This window comes from Siccirubricoccus phaeus, from assembly GCF_008360935.1.
Lineage (GTDB): Bacteria > Pseudomonadota > Alphaproteobacteria > Acetobacterales > Acetobacteraceae > Siccirubricoccus > Siccirubricoccus phaeus.
On sequence record NZ_SRXO01000013.1, the window covers coordinates 120,127 to 142,721 of the forward strand.

General features: G+C 68.6%; 17 protein-coding genes. 6 read left to right on the top strand and 11 right to left on the bottom strand.

The window, feature by feature from the left end; translation table 11 throughout:
- Positions 1 to 122: 122 nt before the first annotated feature.
- Positions 123 to 1,259, bottom strand: a complete 1,137-nt coding sequence (locus E5N76_RS18380) for a 2-methylaconitate cis-trans isomerase PrpF family protein (protein WP_149538784.1) — start codon at positions 1,257 to 1,259, stop codon at positions 123 to 125.
- A gap of 22 nt (positions 1,260 to 1,281) precedes the next feature.
- Positions 1,282 to 3,597 (bottom strand): xanthine dehydrogenase family protein molybdopterin-binding subunit, encoded by a 2,316-nt coding sequence (locus tag E5N76_RS18385; protein WP_149538785.1) that lies wholly within the window; start codon positions 3,595 to 3,597, stop codon positions 1,282 to 1,284.
- Positions 3,598 to 3,722: 125 nt separating this feature from the next.
- On the opposite strand from E5N76_RS18385, the gene E5N76_RS18390 reads away from it, so the two are divergent.
- The 4 genes from E5N76_RS18390 to E5N76_RS18405 all read left to right on the top strand — a co-directional run bounded on the left by E5N76_RS18390 (position 3,723) and on the right by E5N76_RS18405 (position 8,257).
- Positions 3,723 to 4,862, top strand: a complete 1,140-nt coding sequence (locus E5N76_RS18390; RefSeq protein ID WP_149538786.1) for an acyl-CoA dehydrogenase family protein — start codon at positions 3,723 to 3,725, stop codon at positions 4,860 to 4,862.
- A 3-nt stretch (positions 4,863 to 4,865) separates the two neighbouring features.
- On the top strand, positions 4,866 to 5,873 hold the full coding sequence (locus E5N76_RS18395) for an acyl-CoA dehydrogenase family protein (RefSeq protein ID WP_149538787.1): 1,008 nt from the start codon (positions 4,866 to 4,868) through the stop codon (positions 5,871 to 5,873).
- Positions 5,874 to 6,088: 215 nt separating this feature from the next.
- Positions 6,089 to 6,889, top strand: coding sequence for a crotonase/enoyl-CoA hydratase family protein (locus E5N76_RS18400; protein WP_149538788.1), 801 nt, complete (start codon positions 6,089 to 6,091; stop codon positions 6,887 to 6,889).
- 291 nt (positions 6,890 to 7,180) lie between these two features.
- The gene (locus E5N76_RS18405) at positions 7,181 to 8,257 is read left to right on the top strand and encodes a WD40/YVTN/BNR-like repeat-containing protein (protein ID WP_187830249.1); all 1,077 of its coding nucleotides are present in this window, start codon (positions 7,181 to 7,183) and stop codon (positions 8,255 to 8,257) included.
- Between the two features lie 1,182 nt (positions 8,258 to 9,439).
- Here E5N76_RS18405 and E5N76_RS18410 read toward each other — a convergent pair.
- The 9 genes from E5N76_RS18410 to E5N76_RS18445 all read right to left on the bottom strand — a co-directional run bounded on the left by E5N76_RS18410 (position 9,440) and on the right by E5N76_RS18445 (position 19,990).
- Positions 9,440 to 10,156, bottom strand: coding sequence for a CBS domain-containing protein (locus E5N76_RS18410; RefSeq protein WP_149538790.1), 717 nt, complete (start codon positions 10,154 to 10,156; stop codon positions 9,440 to 9,442).
- Positions 10,153 to 10,305: a hypothetical protein gene (locus tag E5N76_RS29615; protein WP_187830250.1), complete on the bottom strand. Its 153-nt coding sequence runs from the start codon at positions 10,303 to 10,305 to the stop codon at positions 10,153 to 10,155. The genes E5N76_RS18410 and E5N76_RS29615 overlap by 4 nt, the downstream gene beginning before the upstream one ends.
- 27 nt (positions 10,306 to 10,332) lie before the next feature.
- Complete coding sequence (locus E5N76_RS18415) at positions 10,333 to 11,523, bottom strand: GIY-YIG nuclease family protein (RefSeq protein WP_149538791.1); 1,191 nt, start codon at positions 11,521 to 11,523, stop codon at positions 10,333 to 10,335.
- On the bottom strand, positions 11,516 to 13,570 hold the full coding sequence (locus E5N76_RS18420) for a DEAD/DEAH box helicase (RefSeq protein ID WP_149538792.1): 2,055 nt from the start codon (positions 13,568 to 13,570) through the stop codon (positions 11,516 to 11,518). Before E5N76_RS18420 ends, E5N76_RS18415 begins: the two co-directional genes overlap by 8 nt.
- Entirely contained in the window at positions 13,567 to 16,344 is a 2,778-nt protein-coding gene (locus E5N76_RS18425) for a class I SAM-dependent DNA methyltransferase (protein ID WP_149538793.1), read from the bottom strand. The genes E5N76_RS18420 and E5N76_RS18425 overlap by 4 nt, the downstream gene beginning before the upstream one ends.
- A gap of 88 nt (positions 16,345 to 16,432) precedes the next feature.
- Positions 16,433 to 17,611, bottom strand: coding sequence for a Fic family protein (locus E5N76_RS18430; protein ID WP_149538794.1), 1,179 nt, complete (start codon positions 17,609 to 17,611; stop codon positions 16,433 to 16,435).
- Between the two features lie 44 nt (positions 17,612 to 17,655).
- Positions 17,656 to 18,132, bottom strand: coding sequence for a hypothetical protein (locus E5N76_RS18435; protein ID WP_235907765.1), 477 nt, complete (start codon positions 18,130 to 18,132; stop codon positions 17,656 to 17,658).
- Positions 18,129 to 19,478: a recombinase family protein gene (locus E5N76_RS18440; protein WP_149538795.1), complete on the bottom strand. Its 1,350-nt coding sequence runs from the start codon at positions 19,476 to 19,478 to the stop codon at positions 18,129 to 18,131. Before E5N76_RS18440 ends, E5N76_RS18435 begins: the two co-directional genes overlap by 4 nt.
- 11 nt (positions 19,479 to 19,489) lie before the next feature.
- Positions 19,490 to 19,990: a DUF2924 domain-containing protein gene (locus E5N76_RS18445; protein WP_149538796.1), complete on the bottom strand. Its 501-nt coding sequence runs from the start codon at positions 19,988 to 19,990 to the stop codon at positions 19,490 to 19,492.
- Between the two features lie 324 nt (positions 19,991 to 20,314).
- Here E5N76_RS18445 and E5N76_RS18455 point away from each other — a divergent pair, with 324 nt between their 5' ends.
- Together E5N76_RS18455 and E5N76_RS18460 are read left to right on the top strand one after the other, a co-directional pair.
- Positions 20,315 to 21,589 (top strand): hypothetical protein, encoded by a 1,275-nt coding sequence (locus E5N76_RS18455; protein ID WP_149538798.1) that lies wholly within the window; start codon positions 20,315 to 20,317, stop codon positions 21,587 to 21,589.
- Entirely contained in the window at positions 21,549 to 22,526 is a 978-nt protein-coding gene (locus E5N76_RS18460) for a hypothetical protein (protein ID WP_149538799.1), read from the top strand. Before E5N76_RS18455 ends, E5N76_RS18460 begins: the two co-directional genes overlap by 41 nt.
- Positions 22,527 to 22,595 lie beyond the last annotated feature (69 nt).

Genomic DNA, 22,595 nt, shown 5'->3' on the forward strand with positions numbered 1-22,595 from the left:
CGCGCGAAGCGCGGTGCACCTTCGGCGCATCCTTGACACGAAAACCGGCCCATGGCCCTTGCGAATGGTCGCGTTCGACGGTGTCGAAGGCGCAGGAAAGCGCCTTGGGCAACGGGAGGCGGTCAGTCGGGAAGGGCGACCTGGCCCTGCATCAGCCGCCGCGCGGTGCGGAAGACCACCGCGCTGTCGGCCTGCCAGCCCGCGCCCTCGCGCCGCACCTCGGCGCCCACGGTCAGCATGCCGGAAGGATGCGCCACGCGGATCTCCTCCGGCCTCTCGCCGCGGGTCGCCAGGGCGTGCGGGATGCTGCCCTCGATGCGACAGGCGACGGCGAGGCCCATGGCGCCGGTCATCGGTACGGCGCGGTGCGGCCGCTCCATGGACAGCATGCGCACCGTCACATCATGCTGCGCCGGGTCCAGCACCTGGCCATCCAGCGTCCGCGCCGCCAGGGGCCCGGCCACCAGCGCCACGCGTGGGCTGGCGAGCCCCACCGCCTCGGGCGTCGCCCCCAGCCCCATCGCCGCGCCCGCGATGCGGCGGATGCGGTCCAGCAGTGCCATGAGGTCGGTCCGCGCCTCGATCTCCTCCGGCGATTCCCCGCCGGTCAGCCCCAGCTCCTCCGCCGCCACGAAGGCGGCCGGGTTGGCCGCATCCACTAGGCTGGCGCGCAGCTTCCCGAAACCCGGCACCTCCAGCACATCCACCGCATTCCCGGTCGGCAGCAGCCCGGCGCATTGCGAGCCGCCGGGGGAGAGAAAATCCAGCCGGATGCGCGCGCCGGTGCCGGCCACCCCGGCAATGGCGAAACCGCCCTTCACCTCCGCCCGGCCGTCCCGCACCGGAAAGCGGGCATGGATCAGCTTCTTCGTGTTCACCTGGTGGATGCGCACCAGGGCTTCGCCATCCGGCACGCGCACCAGCCCCTCATCCACCGCGAAGGGGCCGACGGCGGAGGAGAGATTGCCGCAATTCCCCTTCCAATCCACCACCGGCTTGTCCACCGCGACTTGCGCAAAGGTGTAGTCCACATCCGCCTCCGGATGCGTCGGCGGGCCGATGATGACGCCCTTGGAGAGGGAGGAGATGCCGCCCCCCATGCCATCCAACTGCCGCCCATAGGGGTCCGGGCTGCCGAGCACCGCGAGCAGGATCGGATCGATTTCGGCGCGGGAGGTGGGCAGATCCCTCGCATGGAAGAACACGCCCTTGGAGGAGCCGCCGCGGATGAAGGCGGCGGGGATGAATCTCTGTGTCATGGCTTGCCTCCGACAGGACGACTCATGCCGCCTTCTTCCCTTGCAGCGCACGCCACACCTTCTCCGGCGTCACCGGCATATCGATATGCGCAATGCCCAGCGCGTCGCAGATGGCGGAGACGATGGCGGGCGGCGCGCCGCAGGCCCCACCCTCGCCGGCGCCCTTCACGCCCAGGTCATTGTTCGGGCAGGGCACGACGTGGAAGCCGAGATCGAAATCCGGCGCGTCGCTCGCCCGCGGCATGCAGTAATCCTGGAAGGTGGCGGTCAGGAATTGGCCGCTCTCCTTGTCATACACCGCATGCTCCAGCAGCGCCTGGCCGATGCCGGCCATGATGCCGCCATGGCTCTGGCCATGCACCAGCATCGGGTTGATCACATTCCCCACATCGTCCACGGCGGCGTAGCGCACGATCTGCACCTGCCCGGTCTCGGGATCGATCTCCACCTCCGCCACGTGGCAGCCATTGGGGAAATTGCATTCGGTGCTGCGGGTGTAGAGCAGCTTCTCGTCCAGCCCGGGCGTCTCCCCCGGCGGCGGCGTCTGCGCGGCTGCCACCACCTGCGGCCAGGTGGCGGTCAGGTCGGTGCCGGCCACGCGGAACACCCCATCCGCGAATTCCACATCCTCCGCCGCCGCCTCCAGCAGATGCGCGGCCAGGCGCCGGCCCTTGGCGATGACGAGCTCCGAGGCGCGGGCGACCGCGACGCCGCCCATCTGGGAGGAGCGGGAGCCGCCTGTGCCGTTGCCATGCTCCACCACCGCGCTGTCGCCCTGGATGAAGCGCACCGCGTCGAAGGGGATGCCGAGCTTGCTGTGCAGCACCTGGGCATAGGCGGTCTCGTGCCCCTGGCCATGGCTGAAGGTGCCCACGGTCAGCGCCACCGTGCCATCCGGCTGGAACGCCACCCGCGCCCATTCGCTGGGCTGGCCGCCCGAGGCCTCGATGAAATAGCCGAGGCCGATGCCGCGGTACTTCCCGCGCGCCGCCGCCGCCGCGCGCCGCGCCGGGAAGCCGGCCCAATCCGCCAGCGCCAGCGCCTTCGCCTGGGTCTCGGCGAACAACCCGCTGTCGATCTGGCTCCCCACCACGTTGCGGTAGGGGATCTGCTCCGGCCTTATGTAGTTGCGCCGCCGGATCTCCTCCCGCCCGATCCCGAATGCCGCGGCGCCGAGGTCGAAGAGCCGTTCCAGCACATAGGCCTGTTCCGGCCGCCCGGCGCCGCGATAGGCGTCGGTGGGGGAGGTATTGGTGAAGACGCAGCTCACCTGCGCGTTCAGCGCCTGGATGTCATAAACCGTGCCCATGATGCGGCCGCCGGCGACCGTCGGCACGCGCGGCCCGAAATCCTGCAGATAGGCGCCCATGGCGGCAAAGGTGCGGATCTTCACGCCGAGCACCTTGGCCTCCACATCGAACGCCATCTCGGCCCGCGTCACATGGTCCCGGCCATGTGGATCGCAGACGAAGGTTTCGCTGCGGCCGCTGGTCCATTTCACCGGGCGGCCGGTGCGCTTCGCGGCCCACAGCACCATGCCGGATTCCGGATGGATCTTGCCGCGCAGCCCGAAGCCGCCGCCGACATCGGGCGAGACGACGCGCAGCTTCTCCACCGGCACCTTCAGGATCAGCTTCGCCAGCCCGTCCCGCACCCGCATCACCCCCTGGGTTGGGGAATGCAGCGTGTAGCTCCCCGTCGCCGGATTGTACTCGCCGAGGGCGACACGCGGCTCCATCGGGTTGCCGACCACGCGGTTCTGCACGAATTCCAGCGACACGGTCCTGGCTGCCCGGGCGAAGCCGGCTTCCACCTCCGCCTCCCGCCCGCTGTCCCACAGCACGCAGAGATTGCTGCCATTCTCCTCCCAGATCACCGGCGCGCCCGGGTCCAGCGCGGCGCCCGTCTCGGTGACGCTGGGCAGGATGTCGTACTCCACCTCGATCAGCTCGGCGGCGTCCTGGGCCTGGGCCCTGGTCTCCGCCAGCACCAACGCCACCGGGTCGCCGACGAAGCGGACGCGCTGCGTCTGCAATATCTCCCGCGGCGTGGGGAACAGCTTCCGGCCGCCCTTGCCCGGCACGTCCACCATCACCGGGAAATGCCCGATGCCGTCCGCCGCCGCGTCATGCCCGGTCAGCACCGCGGCCACGCCCGGCGCCGCCTTCGCCGCCGCCGTGTCGATGGACAGGATCGCCGCATGGGCATGCGGGCTGCGCAGCACATAGGCCTGGAGCTGGCTGGGACGGTTGATGTCGTCGGTATAGGTGCCGCGGCCGGTCAGCAGCCGGACATCCTCCTTCCGCCGCACCGGCTGGCCGATCCCGAATTTGTCCATGCGCCTGTCTCCGGGGCCCCGCTGCACTGCATCGAAGCTCCGGCGCCCCGCCCTGTCGAGAGGGGGGTGGCGCGGCGGCGGCAAATGCGGCAGTTAGGCAGCTATCAATCGGCAGGAGGAACGCCATGGGCGCGCTGCGCTTCGAGCTGCGGGACACGCCCCCCGACGCCCCCGCCCTGCGCGCCGAGTTGCGCGCCTTCCTGGCGGAGCAGGGCCGCCATTGGTCCCCGACCGTCCGCGCCTATTCCTGGATGGGCTTCGACCGGGAGTTCTCGCGGGAAGTGGGCAAGCGCGGCTGGATCGGCATGACCTGGCCGAAAGCCTATGGCGGCGGCGAGCGCACCGCCATGGACCGCTATGTGGTGCTGGAGGAGATGCTGGCGGTCGGCGCCCCGGTCGGCGCGCATTGGATCGGGGACCGGCAGAGCGGCCCGCTCATCCTCCGCCTGGGCACCGAGGAGCAGCGGCGGGAATTCCTGCCGCGCATCATCAGCGGCGAGATGGCCTTCGCGATCGGCCTCTCGGAGCCGGATAGCGGCTCCGACCTTGCCAGCCTGCGCACCCGCGCCACCAAGGTGGAGGGCGGCTGGCGGATCGAGGGGCGGAAGGTCTGGACCACCAACGCGCATCGCTGCGATTTCATGATCGCCTTGCTGCGCACCAGCCCGGCGCCCGACCCCAGGGCGAAGCATCAGGGCCTCAGCCAGTTCCTGGTCGATCTGCGCTCCTCCGGCCTCACCATCCGCCCGATCCTCGACCTGGCGGGGGAGGGGGGGTTCAACGAGATCACCTTCGACAATGTCTTCGTCCCGGACTCCATGCTCGTCGGCAAGGAGGGCAATGGCTGGGAACAGGCGACGGCAGAACTGGCCTTCGAGCGGGCGGGGCCGGAGCGCTACCTCTCCTCCCTGCCTTTGCTGACCGCGGCGCTGGACGATCTGCGCGCGGAGCCCGCCGCGGCCGAGACGGTGGGCCGGTTGCTCGCCCGCGCCGGGACGCTGCGGCAGATGTCGCTCTCCGTCGCCGGCATGCTGCAGGAGGGCAAGACGCCGGCGCGGGAGGCGGCGCTGGTGAAGGATGTGGGCAATGACTACGAGCAGGCCCTGCCGGAGATCCTCCGCACCCTGTTCGATGCCGCGCGCACGCCGGCGGAGGTCTGGGAGATGCAGCGGATGATGACCATGGTGGCCCGCAGCTATTCGCTGCGCGGCGGCACGCGGGAAATCCTGCGCGGGATCATCGCCCGCCAGCTTGGGCTGCGCTGAGCCATGAGCGACGAACTCCGCACCATCCTGCTGGAACAGGTGGAGAGGCTGCTGGCCGACCAGGCCGGGCCGGATGTGCTGCGCCGCGCCGAGGCGGGCGAATGGCCGGAGGCGCTCTGGGCGGAGATGGAGGCGCTCGGCCTGCCCCTGGCCCTGGCATCGGAGGAGATGGGCGGCGCCGGCCTTACCTGGGAGGATGCCGTCGCGGTCTGGCAGGTGCTGGGCCGCCATGGCGCCCCGGTGCCGCTGGCCGAGAGCATGGCCGCCGCCGGGCTGCTGGCCGCCGCCGGCATCGCGCCGCCGCCCGGCCTCCTCGCTTTGGTGGCGCCGCAGCAGGCCGGCCTGCCCTGGGGCCGCCGGGCGCAGCATCTGGTGGCGCCTTGGGAGGGCAAGCTGGTCCTGCGCCCCGCCACCGGGATGAAGGAGGGGCGGGACGGCTTCTCCCGCCTGCCGATGGACACCTGCCTGTTTGGCCCGGACAGCGCCTCGGCGCTCCTGCCGCCGGCGCTCGGGGAGGAGCCCACCCTGCTGGCCGGCGCCATGATCCACGCCGCGCTGATCGCCGGCGCGCTGGAGGCGGTGCTCGACACCTCGGTGGACTACGCCAACACCAGAAAGCAATTCGGCCGGCCGATCGGCGGCTTCCAGGCGGTGCAGCAGCTCCTCGCCCAGGCGGCGGGGGAGGTGGCGGCGGCCGGCGTCGCGGCGGCGCAGGCCGGGCGGGCGGCTTCGCGGCGAGGGCTGGCGGCGGCGGAATTCGAGATCGCCTCGGCCAAGGTGGTGGCGGGCGAGGCGGCAGGGAAGGTGGCGGCCATCGCCCACCAGGTGCATGCCGCGATCGGCTTCACCGATGAGCACCATCTGCACTTGTTCACGCGTCGCCTCTGGGCCTGGCGCGATGCCTGCGGCACCGAGCGCTTCTGGGCAAGGCGCATCGGCGAGGCGGCGCTGGCACGCGGCGGCGCAGCGCTCTGGCCGGACCTGACGGCGCGGGATGAGGCCACCGGATGATCGGCGTATCGCATTGCTTGCCAGCCGGAATCGGCAGGGCAGGGGACGGCGCCCGTTAACCGCAGCGTCGAAGGCGCGGGGCCCGAAGCGGCGGAGACCCCGACCGACGACCGGAGCGCCGCAACGCGCAGCGGTCTCAACCGGTTCGCCAACGCACCGGCCCAGTGACCACATCGCCGGCTCGCATCCACCGGCACAAGCGAGGGGACAGCGCAATGAGCGACTACGTGACCTATGAGCAGGAGGGCGGCATCGTCACCCTCACCCTGAACGCGCCGGAGAAGCGCAACGCCATCTCCACCTTCGCCGATTGCGATGCGGTGGTCGCCGCGGTGCACCGCATCAACCGGGACCGCGCGGTGCGCGCCGTCATCCTCACCGGCGCCGGCACCGCCTTCTGCGCCGGCGGCGACCTCAAGGCGATGCGCGACCGCCGCGGCATCATCGAGGGCAGCCATGCCGATCTGCGGGAGAATTACCGCCGCGGCGTCCAGGCCATGGCCAATGCGCTCTATGAATGCGATGCGCCGACCATCGCCGCGGTGAACGGCCCCGCCATCGGCCTCGGCCTCGACGTCGCCTGCATGTGCGACATCCGCATCGCCTCGGAGAAGGCGAGCTTCGCCGAGAGCTTCATCAAGGTCGGCATCGTTCCCGGCGATGGCGGCGCCTGGCTGCTGCCGCGCGTCGTCGGCATGTCCGTCGCCTGCGAGATGAGCTTCACGGGCGACGTGCTGAACGCCCAGGAAGCCAAGGATATCCGCCTCGTCTCCCGCGTCGTGCCCGCCGAGGAGCTGATGCCGGCCGCCCGCGCGCTCGCGGAGAAGATCGCCGCCAACCCGCCGGAGATGGTGCGCATGACCAAGCGCCTGCTGCGCGAGGGCCAGCACACGCGGCTTTCCACCCTGCTGGAGATGTCCGCCGCCTACCAGGCCCTGGCGCACAGCACGGAGGACCACAAGGAAGCCGTCAGCGCCCTGCTGGAAAAGCGCAAGCCGAACTTCACCGGGCGCTGAGGCGCGCCCGCCGGCGGCGCGGCTCTGGTCAAGCCCGCCGCCGAAGCGCATGCTCCCGGGCAAGAATGGGAGCACATCCATGTCCCTGCCGCGCCGGTCCGCTGGTGGCACCGGTCCTGGCCCGCGCGGGCCGGAACCGGCCCGGCCGGCGCCACGGCATCCCCCTTCCGCCGGCTGCGCCCGCCTGGCCGCAAGCCGCCGGCGCCAAGCGTGCGGCCAGCCGGGACCACAGCCTGACGGCAGGTAGGACCGGCCAGCTTCATCGCCCGATCGACCAGGGAGGAAATGCACATGGACAAGGGACAGGTCTTCGCCGGCGTGGTGCGCTGGCCCGGCGGCGCCAACATGGCCTCGCCGCCGGATACGCTGGGCGGCGTCTTCCGCCTGAATGTCGGCGAGAGCGAATGGGAGCATGTGACCCGCGGCCTGCCGGCCGAATGTCATGTCCCCTGCGTCTCGGTCGATCCGCATGATCCGCGACGGGTCTTCGCCGGCACCCAGGAAGGGCCCTATGTCAGCACCGATGCCGGCAGCTCCTGGCACCGGCTGGACTTCCCGCTGCGGGACCGGCAGGTCTGGGCCATCGCCGTGCATCCGCGCGACCCGCGCAAGCTCTATGTCGGCACCTCGCCGCTCGGCGTCTTCATCTCCGAGGATGATGGCGGCACCTGGCGGGAGGCGCCGACCGCGGCGCTGCCCGACCCCGCCGACATGCGCGGCTTCGTCAACCGCGTGCTGCGCTTCGCCTTCAACCCGGCCCGGCCGGAGGAGATGTTCGCGGCGCTCGAGGTCCGGGGCGTCATCCGCAGCACCGATGGCGGCGAGACCTGGCAGGATTGCGGCCAGGACCTGATCCGGCTCTCCGAGCAGCCGCATCTGCAGAGCGCCATCATCACCACCAACACGGCGGAAGGGATGCTGGACGCGCATGCGGTGGCGATCAGCCCCGCCGCGCCGGAGACGCCGCTGGTGGCGCTGCGCATGGGGCTGTTCCGCAGCGAGGACCATGGCGCGCATTGGCAGGATTTCGAGATGCGGAAGCTCTCGCCGATTTTCTACGGGCGGGACATCCGGGTTTCGCCGCATGACCCGAACACGCTCTACGCCACCCTTTCCACCGCGGCGAATGGCGCGACCGGCACGGTCTGGCGCAGCACCGATCTGGGCCGGAGCTGGGCGCGGTTCGACACGCCGACCCGGGCGCGCAGCACCATGATGGCGGCCGCGCCCTCGCCGCGCGATGCGGGCGTGGTCTATGCCGCGGCCCGCAAGGGGGAGATCTTCGCCACGCTGGATGGCGGGGCAAGCTGGCAGGAGGTGCCGCTGCCGCAGGGCTGCCTCGGCGTGATGGCGCTGGCGGTGAATTGAGCCGGGCCGCGGGGCCGCGGGCGGCGGCCCTGCCGCCCGCTCCGCGCGATCCGGCGGCCAGCCGCGGGCTGGCCGTGCCGCTTTCCATCGCCCTGCATGAGCTGGCGACCAATGCCGCCAGGCATAGGGCGCTGAGCGTGGCGGAGGGCCGGGTGGCGGTGCAGTGGCGGCTGCTGCCGCCGGAGCAACCCGGCCAGCCGCCGCTTCTGGCGCTGCGCTGGGGGGAGAGCGGCGGTCCCCCGGTGCGCCCGCCCGCCGTGGCTTCGGCACCAGGCTGCTGGAGGGCGGGCTGGGGCGGGAGCTGGGCGGCACCGTGTGCCTGGAATTTCGCCCCGCCGGCGTGGTCTGCCGCATCCGGGCGCCGCTGCACCCGCCGCCGGCCCTGGAGGGAGCGGGCGTGAGGGGCGGCTTCCCCAGCGGGGCGGGATGCGGTAGAGACGGGCCGGTTGGTCCGCGTAGCTCAGCAGGATAGAGCACAGGATTCCTTGTTTCGAACTGGGCGTCGCGCGCGGAAACGGCGCGGCGGATCCGCTCAAATTCGGGGAAAGCTACGGCGCGCTCGCGCCTTGCCGATCCCGAGCCAAGCCCGGCGGTTCGCCTTCGGGAAGGTGTAGAGACTGGATGGGCGGCGCCTAAGGGCCCTCGGGCCTAGGGCGAAGGGACAGTCCAGACCACGAACGCCGCGGGGCCCTGCCCCGGGGCGGCGGCGAAAGCCGAAGTGGGATGAATCCTGGGGTCGTGGGTTCGAATCCCGCCGCGGACACCATTTCCCGCTACAAACCCGCTCTCCGGTCGGGAGGCGGCCCTGCGGAACCGCAGGTTTCGCCAGGGTTGGCGAAGTGACCTTGGGAAAGCCGGGGCGGTAGCAGGCCGGAATTCCCTCTCCGGAGGGCAGATTCTCTCCAAACCTTGGGACTTGGCCGATTTATTCCCAAGATTCGAACTCTATAATTATCAGCGACTTGCTGGATCCCGGTGAGCGCGAGCTTTCGAATTTCTGTTGGGGCTCCAATCGGGTCCTTCAAAGAATATTCTCTGCAGTACCGGCTCCGTGCGGAGCCGCAGTGTTCCCGTGGTTTTCGGCGGACCCCTTGGAGGTGCCGATCCGGCTGCCCCCCAAGGACGTGTGCCGTTCACGGCAGCGGTCCGCTCCCCGCCCGGCACCTCGTTGTCGGGGGCCGGTCAGTCCCGCGCGCCCGCCAGGACGTCCCAGGGCGTGATCATGCGCTGGAGCGGGTCGGTTTCCTTGCCGGAGGCCGTCACAAAGGCGGCGCCCACCCGCGTGGTCGGCGACTCCAGGGCCACGAACATCTGAACCAGATCATCGAGCGGCGTTCCCGGGCGGACGAACTTGAAGGTTTCCGTGTGGCCGGCGCCGAGGCGGCAATGGGACAGGATGTCCTCGATCCGCATCCCCCGGCCAATGATCATTTCCGGCTCGGCCCAGAGGTGATCGAAGACGGCGGCCTCATTGAACACCCCGATGACGGTGTCCCGCTCATCCAAAATCGGTAGGTGGCTGAAGCCCTCGCGCTTCATTATCTCTGCGAGCTCGCCGAGCTGGTCGTCGAGCCGGGCGGTCCTGATGTCCCGGCGTGCGACGCCGACCGAGTTGGCCGTGGGCGGGTTCCGCAATCGCCTCAGCAGATCCTGCACCTCCGTAAGGAAGCCCTCGGTGACCTGGACGGCATGCCCCGGGGCATGGTGCCTCGGGTGCTGGAGGGTGTTCCGCACATCCCGGATGTAGAGGAGCAGGGTGCGGTGCCGACGGACTGTGCCGTCGCGGTCGGCGGCCCGCTCTATCTCGAAGGCGTGCGAGCCTGGCGCGCCGGCGCGGCGGTTCACCTCGCCGACAATCTCCTCGAAAATGCGAATGAACGTCTCTGTCGCCTCGCTCATTCCGTCGCATCCACCTCCCGTGCGCCCGCGGCGGTGGGGGTTTCGGCGAGGGCGGCTTCCAGCAGACGCGCACGGGCGTCAATGGTGGCCGAGAGGCGGGACTGAAGCGCGCCGCAGCGGGGCATCAACTCATTCGCTGCGTTGACCATGCGGTGTTCCCGATCGTCGGACAACGGTTACTGCCGCTGCAGCCGAGCGGTGGCGGGATCGTAGACGTACCGGGTGATCGTGCCGTCTTTGATCCGTTCGACCGCCTCGTTTATGGCGAAGAGCGGCACCAGGAACCACTCGCGCGGGACGACGGGGTTACCGAATCGGTCCTTGATCTCGATCTCCAGTCTTGCCGGGCCAAAGACCCGGTGGATCAGGTTCTCGAGCTTCGTGCGGTTTATGTTGAAGAGGTCATAGGTTGCAACGACCTCCACATCTGCCATCAGAAACGTCGGCTGAAGTCGCGCGCCCGCGATGCGCTGCTCGACGTTCATGTTCGTGACGCCAATCTTGTGAACCAGGTCGCGGTTGGCGGATACGAGCGGATGGTCCGATTTGCTTCGCAGCACGTAGATCGTGCCGCTTGCCTGATCGTCCTGCTCTCGTTCGCCGGAGAAGAGTGGACCCGCTTCGGGATCGGTGATCCGTCGCCCAGCCGCGTCCTTGTTCAGCGCCCGCTGGAGCGAGCGCATGAGCATGTTGCTCTGGGTGCCGTTGTCGAAGATGACGCGGAGACGTGCATCGGTACGGCCCTGGGCGTTTGTAAAAAGCTCACCGACCTCGGCAACGTAAGCCTTCTGGCCCCCGACGATGAACCAACTCCCGGGCCTGATTTCCGCCTTAAGTTCGAACGGGCGGGTCTGCCGGACACCGGCATCAAGCTCCTTCTGCACCTGCTGAAACAAGGGCTTGAAACGCCCGAAATCTTCGCACTTCTCGCGGTTAGCGATCTCCTCCGCCTCGCGCTTCTCCGCGGCCGTCCGCACATGGCGCAGTTCCGTTATGGCGGAGGCCGACGGCACATCGACCCCAAGCTGGGCGAGAAGCTCGTCGTCGTCGATCTCGTCAGGGATGCTCGTGCCTGCCTGCGACCCAGCAGAGAGCAGCCCCTGATGATCGAGGGGGGCCAGCAGAGTGCGTGCATCCTCAAGCTCCCGCAGCCGGTCGAGACGAACTGCATAGAGCCGCTCAAATATGTCGCGGTCTTCCCCATGCTGCGGCCAGCGGCCGTGCTCCTCGACGAAGCGCTGGATCTCTTCGAAGCCCGCGATGATGCGCTCTTCGCGCGGAGTCCGGCTGCCTTCGCGCTTCGTCTCGATCTCGACGCCAAGTTCCTCAAGGAGGGCGCCATCTTCCTCGGTGAAGGCCTTAGCCACGTGCAGCCTCCGCCTTCATGCGAGCCAGGAAAGCGACGCCCTCGGCCATCCGCTTCTCCCAGGCGTCCGGCGAGGTGATCGATGGGAGGCGCCCGCGCTCCTGCTTGAACTTCAAGGCGCGCTTGGCAAGGTCACGTGCCTCCTCGATCGTCATGGTCACCCGCTTGGCGTTGATGATGGCCTGGACTTGCTTCAGGCTCTCTTCACTCATCGTCTTCGCAAGGATCGCGTAAGCCTCGCCGAACGGGTTGATGCTGTCTATCAAGTCGATCTCCAGCTCCCGCACGTCCACGGCGAACTTGCGCACGCCCTCGATGAAGGCGGTGTTCAGATTTTTGTCGCCGTCCCCGCCGCCAGTTGCCACCTCCTTGGCCTTCTGCGTGAGGTTGAGGGCGGCAATGGCGTGCTGACGCACGGCTTCTTGATCTGCCTCATCGAGTTCGGGATAGCGGTCCCGGATGATCTTGCCCATCCGGACCTGAGTCAGCTCCTCCGGCACCAATTCGGGATCGAATAGGCCGCGCTCGACCGCGGTCTTGTCCTGGACAAAGGCGGCGATGACCTCGTTGAGGTCCTGCTGGCAGATGCGGACGGCCTCCTCGCTCTTTGGCTCGGCCAGGCCCTTGATCTCGATCTGGAACTTGCCCTGTTCCTCGTTGAAGCCGACGTTACACTTGTTCGGGTCATACCCGCCCGCGCCATAGTCGAAGCCCGGGGACGGCCCGCTATCAACCTTCTTCGGCTTGAACTCGAAGCGCGGGGCCAGGACCTGCTCCATGAGCAGGCTGGCAGCGATCGCCTTCAAGGTGTCGTTAACCGCCTCCGCGACGGCCTGCTCCGACGCATCCGGCTCCGCGATCAGGTTGGTGAAGCGGGCACGGGTCTTGCCCGGCGCATCCCGCGTGGCGCGGCCGATGATCTGGACGATCTCGGTCAGGCTCGACCGATAGCCGACAGTGAGGGCATGTTCGCACCAGATCCAGTCGAAGCCCTCCTTCGCCATGCCGAGGGCGACGATGATGTCCACATGATCGCGGTTGTTCTTCTGCGCCGGGTCCTTCAGGGCGGCTGAGACCCGGTCCCGCTTGGCGGGGTCGTCATCCACCAGGTCAGCGATGCGCAGCAGGCGGCCGTCCGGGGTGCGCACAAGCTGGAAGCCGGTGGCAGGGTCTGTGCCCTCCCAAGTGCCGAGCTCCTCGATGATGTGCTCGACCTCCCGGATCTTGTCCTTCGTGCTCTCCCGCGAATTCACGCTCGGGATGTGGACGATGGTCTTCTCGGTCGGATCGAGCACCTTGAGGATGTCGTCGGTGTAAGAACCTGAGTAGAAGAAATACCCGATATCAAGCTGCTTCAGGTGCTCATAGCCATTGAGCTGCTCGTAGTAGGTGTAGGTGACCGTATCGAACTTCGCTTCGTCCTGAGGAGCAAGGACGGCTTCCGCGTCCCCGCGGAAGTATGAGCCGGTCATCGCCACGATATGTACCCGGTCGCGGGCGATGAACTCGCCGAGATGCAGACCGAGCTTGTTGTCGGGGTTGGCGGAGACATGGTGGAACTCGTCCACAGCGATCAACCGATCGTCGAAGGCCTCCACGCCAAACCTGTCCACGGCGAAGCGGAAGGTGGCATGGGTGCAGACGAGCACCCTGTCGGGGCTCGCGAGGAAGGCGCCAACCGCGTTGACCTTGCCGCCCTCCGTCCCGGGAGCGTTGCAGAGGTTCCACTTCGGGGCGACAGTCCAGTCGGCCCAGAAGCCGAACTTCGTCAGCGGCTCGTCGGCGAAGCTGGACCCGATCGACTTCTCCGGCACCACGATGATGGCCTGGCGGAGGCCCTGGTTGTAGAGCTTGTCGAGAGCTATGAACATGAGCGCGCGGCTCTTGCCCGAAGCGGGCGGCGACTTGATCAGCAGGTACTGCTCGCCTCGCTTCTCATAGGCGCGCTCCTGCATCGGCCGCATGCCGAGGGCATTGGCCTTGGTCGAGCTGCCATTGCGGCTGTAGGAGACCGAGACGGAGGGAACGGACTGGATCGGGCTGCTCATGCGGTCGCCTTCGCTTTCTGCTTCTTCGTCGTTCCCTGGCCTGCCGTCATCTTCGCGTAGAGCTCGAAGAGCTTCTCCAACCGCTCGGTGTCGTTCTTGAATCGGCGACCAATGTAGATGCGCTCCAGCACCTCGTCGTTGCGCTCGTGTGCAGCACGGAGGTCGGCCGGCATGCTCTCAGGGTCGTAGAGTTCGGCGACCGTCGCGGGGTAATGTGCCTCACGCGTCAGCAGTATATCTTCGGCGCAACGGGTCAGATCGGCTTTGTTCTTTGCGGTGAGCGGAGGAACGGGGAAGGTGTTCCAGCCCAGGACGTTAGAGTAACGGTACCGCGTTTCGAGCTGTCCGCAGACGGTCGCGATCCACACGAGGTGTAGGCGCGATGCGATAATAGAGACCTGCCATATGGGCGCATTGAAGAGCGCGAACGCCTCGCTTGACACGATACTGCGGGCATCGAGAAGGCCAACAGGAAGGTACGGGCGCGACTCGGACGAGGTTCGAGGCATGATGATCGTGTGGTGCTGCGCCTCGTACATTTCTCGCATCTGATGAGGGCGGGCTGCCAGGGCACGGCCCCCGTTATCGGGACTCTTCAGCCGCATGGCTCGTACCGCCTCGATGCGCTTCGCAACGCCGGGTACCTTGCTGGCTTCGACCAACATCGAATCCTCGATCCAGAGGCAGTACCGAGGGTTGTCGCTAATGAACTCTTTTGAGCCGTAAATCCGGCGAATGAGCTTCTTCTCAAGATCCTCCGTCAGGCCAAGTTCGGCGATTTCGTGGCGTTCCAGAAGCAGATGGCCGCCGTCGTAGGGCATGTTGCCCAAGTCCATGGATGCAGCCCCGCCGAGCGGGTCCGAGCGCTTCTCCACGAACAGGTTGGGGCCTGCAACGAGGTAGGCGTTAATGTTGGATACCTCTTTCGACAGCTGCGCGCCGTCGGCGGACACGGTGAAGATTCGGGGTAGTTTCCTTGTTTCCGCTGAGAGTCCGATCACAACGACGGTCACACCAGCGTTGTGGCTCGCGAGATTGGCCCACTTGAACGACGTATAGGCAAAGGAAATACGGTAGCCTGTCCGGAAAAGTAGCGGCCACAGCAGCGGCACTTGGTGACCCTGACAAAGCGAGTTTGTGGTCACGAAAGCGAACGCTGACTTCGCCCGGGCGCCATACTCGACGGCCTTCATAAACCAGCACCCGACGTAGTCGATATAACCATGCTTGACACCGAAAGGACCGAAGATGAATTCCATATCCTCGATCTGTTGAGGAGTCTTCTTGCCTTTTCCGGCGTAGGGTGGATTTCCGCAGATGTACGTCTCTCCCCCTTCGTTCTCGAAGTCCATCTGCGCCTGGTCCAAAGGCGTGCTGAAAAGGTCGTCCGCTTGAAGCTTTACCCCGGTTCCTGTCAGCGGGCAGATGCTCAGCCAGTCCAACCTCAGAGCATTGCCGCAGATGATCCAGTTCTCAGTATCGAGCGGTAGGAAGTCCTGAAGCGCCTCCTTCTGACCCCGATACAGCACGTCGCACTGGAACTCCGCAATGATGAGCGCAAGGCGCGCGATCTCGGCCGGGAAGTTCCGAAGCTCGATTCCACGGAAGTTGGTGAGCGGGATATCCGACCGGCGGTCCGCCTCGCCGCGGCGCCTGTTGATTTCCGCCTCGATCGCCCGCATCTCCTTGTAGGCGATCACCAGGAAGTTGCCGGAGCCGCAGGCCGGATCGAACACCCTGATCTTCGCCATGCGGTTCCGCAGGTTGAGCAGCTTGCGCGGGTTGTCCCCGGCCTCCGCCAGCCTCTCCCGCAGGTCATCGAGGAAGAGCGGGTTCAGCACCTTCAAGATGTTCGGCACGCTCGTGTAGTGCATGCCGAGCGCGCCGCGCTCCTCGTCCTCCGCGACGGCCTGGATCATGGACCCGAAGATGTCCGGGTTGATCTTCTTCCAGTCGAGGCTGCCGATGTGCAGCAGGTAGGACCGCGCGATCCTGCTGAAGCGCGGCACCTCCGCACTACCGGAGAAGAGCCCACCGTTGACATACGGGAAGGCATCCGCCCAGCGAGGAATGCCCCCCGCGGCACGGTCAGCGGCCTTTACGTTCATTGCCCGGAAGATCGTGCTGATCACCTCATGCGTGTTCGAGGAGTCGGACGCGCTCATCGTCTGCACAGTGGAGGTGAAGAGCAGCGGCCGGCTGAAGATATCGGTGTTCTCCGCGAAGAAGCAGAAGATCAGCCGCGCCATGAAGTGGTTCATGTCTGGGCGGCGGGCCGCGGTGCCCCACTCCGGATTGTCTTTCAGCAGCTCGACGTAGAGTCGGTTGAGGCGGCCCGTGGCCTTGATGTCGAAGGAGCTTTCCCGGATCTGCTTGACGGTCGTGATGCCCGCGAGCGGCAGGAAGAAGCCGAAGTGGTCGGGGAAATCGCGATAGGCGCAGGCAACCGTCTCGCCGCTCGTCAGGTCCTCGGCCTCGAAGCTGTCGCCGTCCGTGGCGAGGATGAACTTCGCCTTCGCCCGTGCCGTCGCCGGGCTGGCCTTCAAAGCCTGCAGCGTCACCGTCACCTGGCCGGGGTCGCAGGTGGCGATGTGGATGTTGTTGGTCTGCAGCACGCCGCCCAGGTCGGACTTGTTGGACGCGCCGCTGCGCAGGCGCTTCAGCGTCGTCTGCTTGTTCCCGAAGGCCTCGAGGAAGGCATAGGGGAATTCCGCGCGATCGAAAGGCTTCTCGGCCAGAGCGGAGACGGCTTCCTCAATTTCGACGGCGTTCACCGTGCTTCCCCTGTGGAACGGCCGATCCGATCTGCAGCACAGCATGGGGTGGGCCGGTTGATGCCGGCCTCGGGATTTAGGCGTCGCTTCATCGCGGGAGTGGCTCCGTCCCTCGGCTGAGGATGTCGATATAGCGGCCATAGGCGAAGAGCCGGCCGCGCTGGCGACCCGTGGTCTCGCGCAGGATGCCGAGGTCCACCAGCCGCGCCATTATGCTGCCGATCGTGGGATGCGAGAGGTTCAGCCGCGCCGTCGCCGTCGCTACTGACAGCAGGGGTTGCGCTTTCAGCAGATCATGCAGGCGGAGCGCGGAGCCGGCGCTGCGCCCCAGCGCCTCGATCTTCGTGCGGTCCTCGGCGAACAGGGCGAGAATTTGCCGCGCGGCCTCGGTCGCGCCTTCCGCCGTCTCGGCCACGCCGTCGAGGAAGAAGCGCAGCCACGTCTCCCAATCTCCCTGGTCGCGCACCCGCTGCAGCAGATCGTAGTAGGTCTGCCGGTGCATCTTCAGGTAGAGGCTGAGATAAAGGATCGGCTCCCGCAGCATCCCCTCGGCACAAAGCAGGAAGGTGACCAGCAGGCGCCCGAGGCGCCCGTTGCCGTCGAGGAAGGGATGGATCGTCTCGAACTGCACATGCACCAGACCGGCCTTGATCAGGGTCGGCAGGTCCGGCGTGTCGGCGTGGATGAAGCGCTCCAGGTCGCTGAGGCAAGCCATGACGTGCTGCGGTGGCGGGGGCACGAAGGCGGCGAGGCTGGGGCGCGGACCGCCGATCCAGTTCTGCGAGGACCGGAACTCGCCCGGCTGCTTGCCGGCGCCGCGACCGGAGGCGAGCAAGACGGTGTGGATCTCGCGGATAAGGCGGAGCGAGAGCGGCAGCCCACCGCGCAGGAGCTCAAGGCCGCGGTTCAAGGCCGCAACGTAGCAGGACACCTCGGCGACGTCGTCCATCGGGACGCCAGGCGCCTCGTCGGTTTCGAAGAGGAGGAGGTCCGACAGGGAGGATTGTGTGCCCTCGATCTGCGACGAGAGCAGCGCTTCCTTCCGGACGTACATGTAAAGGAACAGCCCGGTGTCCGGCAGGATGGACGCCATTCCGTCGAGTCGGCCCAGCGCCATCTGCGCCCGCTGCAACGGGATCAGGAGGCTGGAGACGTCGATGGGCGGGATCGGTGGCAGCGGCGGGGGCACGAAGGCGCGCGCTGCCTCCCCGCCGACGCTGGTCGTTTCGTATCGCCCGAGGCGGCTTTGGGGGCTGGGCGAGGGCATCCTTGTGAAAGGCGACTTTCGTTAGGGCGGAAGCAATGTAAAATCTAGGCCCCTTTCTTACATAAAAACTGATCGTGCGCCAGCCCTGTTGCAGGCCCTTCGATACGGTGACCCCGTCCTGGACGGGGCTTGACGATGCCAAAGGTGGCACGCTGGTCGTCCCAACGTGCCGGCACCGCCCCGCTCAAGTCCGCTGACGTCAAGTCGTCGGGCTGCCGGCCGTCCAGGATTGCCTCAACCAGATCTGGTGCCAGCAGCGTCAGCCGCAGCATCTTGCCGAGGAAGGAGCGATCAATCTTCTCGGCCGCGGCCAGCTCGCCGAGGGAGGCGTAGCGGCCGCTCTCCAGCAGCCGCTTCCACCGATGCGCCCGGGCCAGCGCCTTCACCAGGGCCGGGTCGGCCCGCGTACGCGCCGGCGCGGCGCCAGGCGCGCCGCCGTCCGGCGCGACGACCAATTTCCGCCCGCCGCGGCGGCGAATCGCCAGGGGAACGCGGACGGTGATGCTGGCCGCCGCGGTCATGCGGCCCTCCGGGTCTCAGTGCCGATGCCACCCAGGTCGCGCACCAAGCTGGCCAGCCCTTCCAGCCGCAGCCGGATGTCGGCGCCGGCGGGGCTGACCTCGACCCGCTCCACCAGCAGCCGGATGATGCGGGCCTGTTCGGCCGGGAATAGCTCGTCCCAGAGCGGGTCCAGTCGCTCCAAGGTGGCCAGGGTCTCGGCCTCGGTCAGGTCCGCCGCCTCGACCCGCGCCGCCCGCCAGGTGCCGACCACCACCTCCGGCTGGCGCAGCAGCGCCCGGACCTGGTCCACCACCGCGGCCTCGATCTCAGCCGCCGGCAGGCGCCGGACCGGGCAGTCGTCCGCTGCCCCCTTCAGCACAGCCTGGCTGACGTAGTAGCGGTAGAGCCGCCCCCGACGCCGCGTGTGGGTGGGCGACATCGCCCGTCCGTCCGGCCCGAAGATGAGGCCCCGCAGCAGCGCCGGGGTCTGCCGGCGGTTTTGGTTGGCGCGCACCCGCGGGCTCTCCTGCAGGATGGCATGGACCCGGTCCCACAGCGCCCGCGACACGATGGCCCGGTGCTCGCCGGGGTGGACCTTGCCCTTGTGCGCCACCTCGCCGAGGTAGGTCCGGTTGTTCAGCAGCCGGTAGAGCGCCCCCTTGTCGAAGGGCCGGCCGGTCTTGGTCAGCACGCCCTCCGCGCGCAGCCGCCGGACGGCCTCCACGCCGGAGCCGGTTTCGGCGAAGAGTTCGAACGCCCGTCGCGCCCGCGCGGCCTCGGCCTCGTTCACCACCAGCTTGCGGTCGCGCACCTCGTAGCCGAGCGGCACCGGGCCGCCCATCCACATGCCACGCGCCTTCGAGGCGGCGATCTTGTCCTGCACCCGCTCCCTGATCACCTCGCGCTCGAACTGAGCAAAGCTGAGCAGGATGTTGAGCGTCAGCCGGCCCATGCTGGTCGTGGTGTTGAAGCTCTGAGTCACCGAAACGAAGGTGACGTTGTGCGCGTCGAACACCTCCACCAGCTTGGCGAAGTGCATCAGCGAGCGGCTGAGGCGGTCGATCTTGTAGACCACCACCACATCGACCCGGCCGGCCTCGATGTCGGCGAGCAGGCGCTGCAGGGCGGGACGCTCCAGGGTGCCGCCAGAGACACCGCCATCATCGTAGTGGTCCGGCACCAGCACCCAGCCTTCGGCGCGCTGGCTGGCGATGAAGGCCTCGCAGGCCTCGCGCTGGGCGTCGAGGCTGTTGAACTCCTTCTCCAGCCCCTCTTCGGTCGACTTCCGGGTGTAGACGGCGCAGCGGAGCTTCTTCACCGCGGCCGGCATGGCGGCCTCGGCCGCGGCAGTCGTCCTGCGTCTCATGCCTGCCCTCGCTAGGCCTTCAGGCCGAAGAAGGTCCAGCCGTTCCAGCGCGTGCCGGTGATGGCGCGGGCGATGGCAGAGAGGGAACGGTAGGGGCGGCCCTCGTACTCGAAGCCGTCCGGCAGCACGGTGACGGTGTGCTGGACGCCCTGCCATTCCCGGACCAGCCGCGTGCCGGCGATCGGCCGGTCCTCGCCGGCGCGGATCCGGCGCAGCACCACGCTGCCGCCGTCGAGCTGCTCGCCCAGGGCCTCGAGCCGCGCCAACGTCTCCGGCTTCAGCCCGCCATAGGCCAGCTCCTGGATGCGGTAGGCGAGCCGGCTCTCCAGGAACTTCCTGTTGTAGGGCGGCGGCTCGGTGCCGCAGAGCTCGCGCCACTGCTGCTTCAGGTCGGCGATGTCGGCGGTCTGCAGCGCCGCCAGCCGGGGCAGCACGCAGGCCGGGGGGATGCTGGCGACCGCCGCGGCCGGTGCCGCGGTGGGCTGCAAATTGCGATTCGGGCGCTTCGTCATGCCTGTCTCCGACGAGTCGGGTTGGCATGACGGCGCTGCCGGGGCGCGGAGTGTAGGCGAACCTCTCCCCGGTCCCGGGCCCGCTCGGCGTCGCGCACCACTTCCTCGGCAGTGCGGCTGCGCAGCCGCAGCAGGCCGGCGGCCAGGAGGGCGCAGACCTCGCGCAGGTGAGGCGGGAGGTGGAGGTTGCCGGCGATGAAAGGGCTCATCCCCATCATTACCCGGGCCGGCGCCGATCCGTCTCACCCGACTCGGTCTTTGGATTCGACTCCGGGTCTGTCTCCTAGTAGAACGGATTAGGAACTGTGCCGGGATATTCGCTGGATGGCCAACGACCTACGGAAGTTCGTCAATCCGAAGTTCCTCAAGACCATCGACCTCGCCCTGCTGCGCCGCCTGTTCGAGCGCCAGCCCCCGCCGCCCGCCGCGGCGGCCGGGCGCGGCTTCGACCTGGCGGTGTTCGACAGCGGCGACGACGCCGCGGTCCGCGACGCGCTCGCCGCGTTCTTCGAGGGGCCCGAGGACGAGCTCCCGCCCGGCCTCGTCGCCGACCTCCACCATATCGCCGAGCTCGGCACCGAGCATGGCATGAACCTGCTGCTGGAACGCGCACGGCGCCGCCAGGTCGTCATCGAGGTCCCGATGGACGCACAAGGCGAGCCGCTGCCGGTCGACCCGAAGCATTTCGCCCTGCTCGCCTTCCTCGACCACCGCCCGGTCTTCGATGCGGCCTCCGACATGCTCGCCAAGGAATTGCGCAGCTCCTTCGCCGAGTATGTCGGGCGCGACGAGGGCGTCGAACCGCGCCTCGACATCGTCGCCCGGGCGGCGTTCGAGGCCGCCGCCGCCGAGATGTTCCGCCGCGACCACCGCGGCGCGCACTGCCGCGTCGGCTGGTACGAGGACGGCGACCAGATCAACCTGATCGTCACGCACGGCGCCCCGGTCTCGACCGTGCCAGTGATCGAGGCCGGCCAGGAGCGGGTCATCAGCTTCCGCAGCCTCGAACACGCCGTGCTCTCCTACCACGCCGGCTCCGGGCGGCTGGGCGTCGCGGGCATCAGCAAGGCCCGCCGCGCCGACCTGGCCGAAGCCTTCGCCGCCCACCTGCTCGGCCGGCCCGGCTTCTTCGCCGGCGAGGACTGCCAGGACCTCTACACGCTGGAGCGGATCGAGCGGACCGGCCTCGGCTTCGAGGTCGACCACGCCTTTGACCCGGGCATCCTGCGGGTCGACATCGTCGAGGTGGCGCTCGACCGCCTCGGCGCGCCCGGTCGCGCCGGCGATCCGCCGGTGGTCGAGGCCTGCTACGTCACGCGGGACTTCGGCGAGCGGCCCAACGCGCTGCGGCGCATCGGCGAGCACACCGACTGGGTCGCGTTCGGACCCGGCCGCTACCGCATCGGGCACGCCGTGTTCCGGGTGCTGTTCGAGGCGCGGCGCGGGCGCCGGCCGGCCAGCGTGACGGTCAAGGTCAAGCCGCCTTCGATCGCCGCCTTCAAGCGGCAGCGCTACGAGGCGCGCGTGATGGAGCTGCTGCGGAGGAACCGGTTCTGCCGTGAGCGAGAGCCTGCCGAAGCTGCTGTTGCGGCGGAGTGAGGCCGGGCGCGGTGCGGCGCTGTGGGGCCGCGAGGCGCAACCGCATTTCGGCCGGGCGTTCGACCGGCTGCTCGCCGACCGCGTGCTCACAGAGCGCGCGCCGGCGACGACCTGGCCGCCCTGCCGGACCTGCGACGCCGGCTGCGGCCCGCGCGCCATCGCCGAGATCGACGGCCGCTTCGTCGCGGAGTGCCCGGAGGACCACGCCTGCGACACGGTGCTGGCGCCGCACGAGGTCCGCAGCTTTGCGATCGACCCGGAGGCGCTGGTCCGCCTGATCGCCGCGGCCACGGGGCTGCCGGGGACCCCGTTCATGGTGACCGAAGGGGCGTGGATGCTGGGGCGGACGCCAACAACCGGCCGCGCCATCGTCCTTGTCCTTGACCCGGTCGCCGGCCGAGACCCCGATCTCGTCGCGCTGGTGCGCGCCGAGGCGCCGGTCGGCTGCCCGGTCACGGTCCTGCTGCCGTCCGGCATGGAGCATGCGGACATGCGGCGGCTCACCACGGCCGGCTTCCACGCGATCCCCGCGCTGGACGCCCTGGCGGGGGCCGCCGGGCCGGCATTCGCGCTCGACGGCGCATCGCTGGAGCCGACGCCGGCACGCGAACCGAAGGTCATCCTCCGGGCGGGGGCGCGCTCGATCGTTCTCTTCGGCCGCACGGTGAAGCTGTCGCAGCGGCGCTTCCTCGTCGCCCAGACGATCGCGGCCGCGGCCAGCCGCCGGGCCATCGCGTCCCGGCGGGACATCGAGCGCGCGCTCTACGGCAACCGGTCGGTCGACGATCGGCTGGTCGCCGACGCCGTGCGCGACCTGCGGGAGGCGATCGCACCGGCCCTGCCGGACGGCATCGCACCCGCCGACTTCGTGCAGACCCGGTCGAACCAGGGCTACGCCCTCGGGGTCGAGCACGACTTGATCCGGCTCGACCCGTGAGGCAGGGGGCGGGGGCGGCGGACCGCCCATAACCCGCCCACGCCACGCCCAACCCTGTGGGCGTCGGTT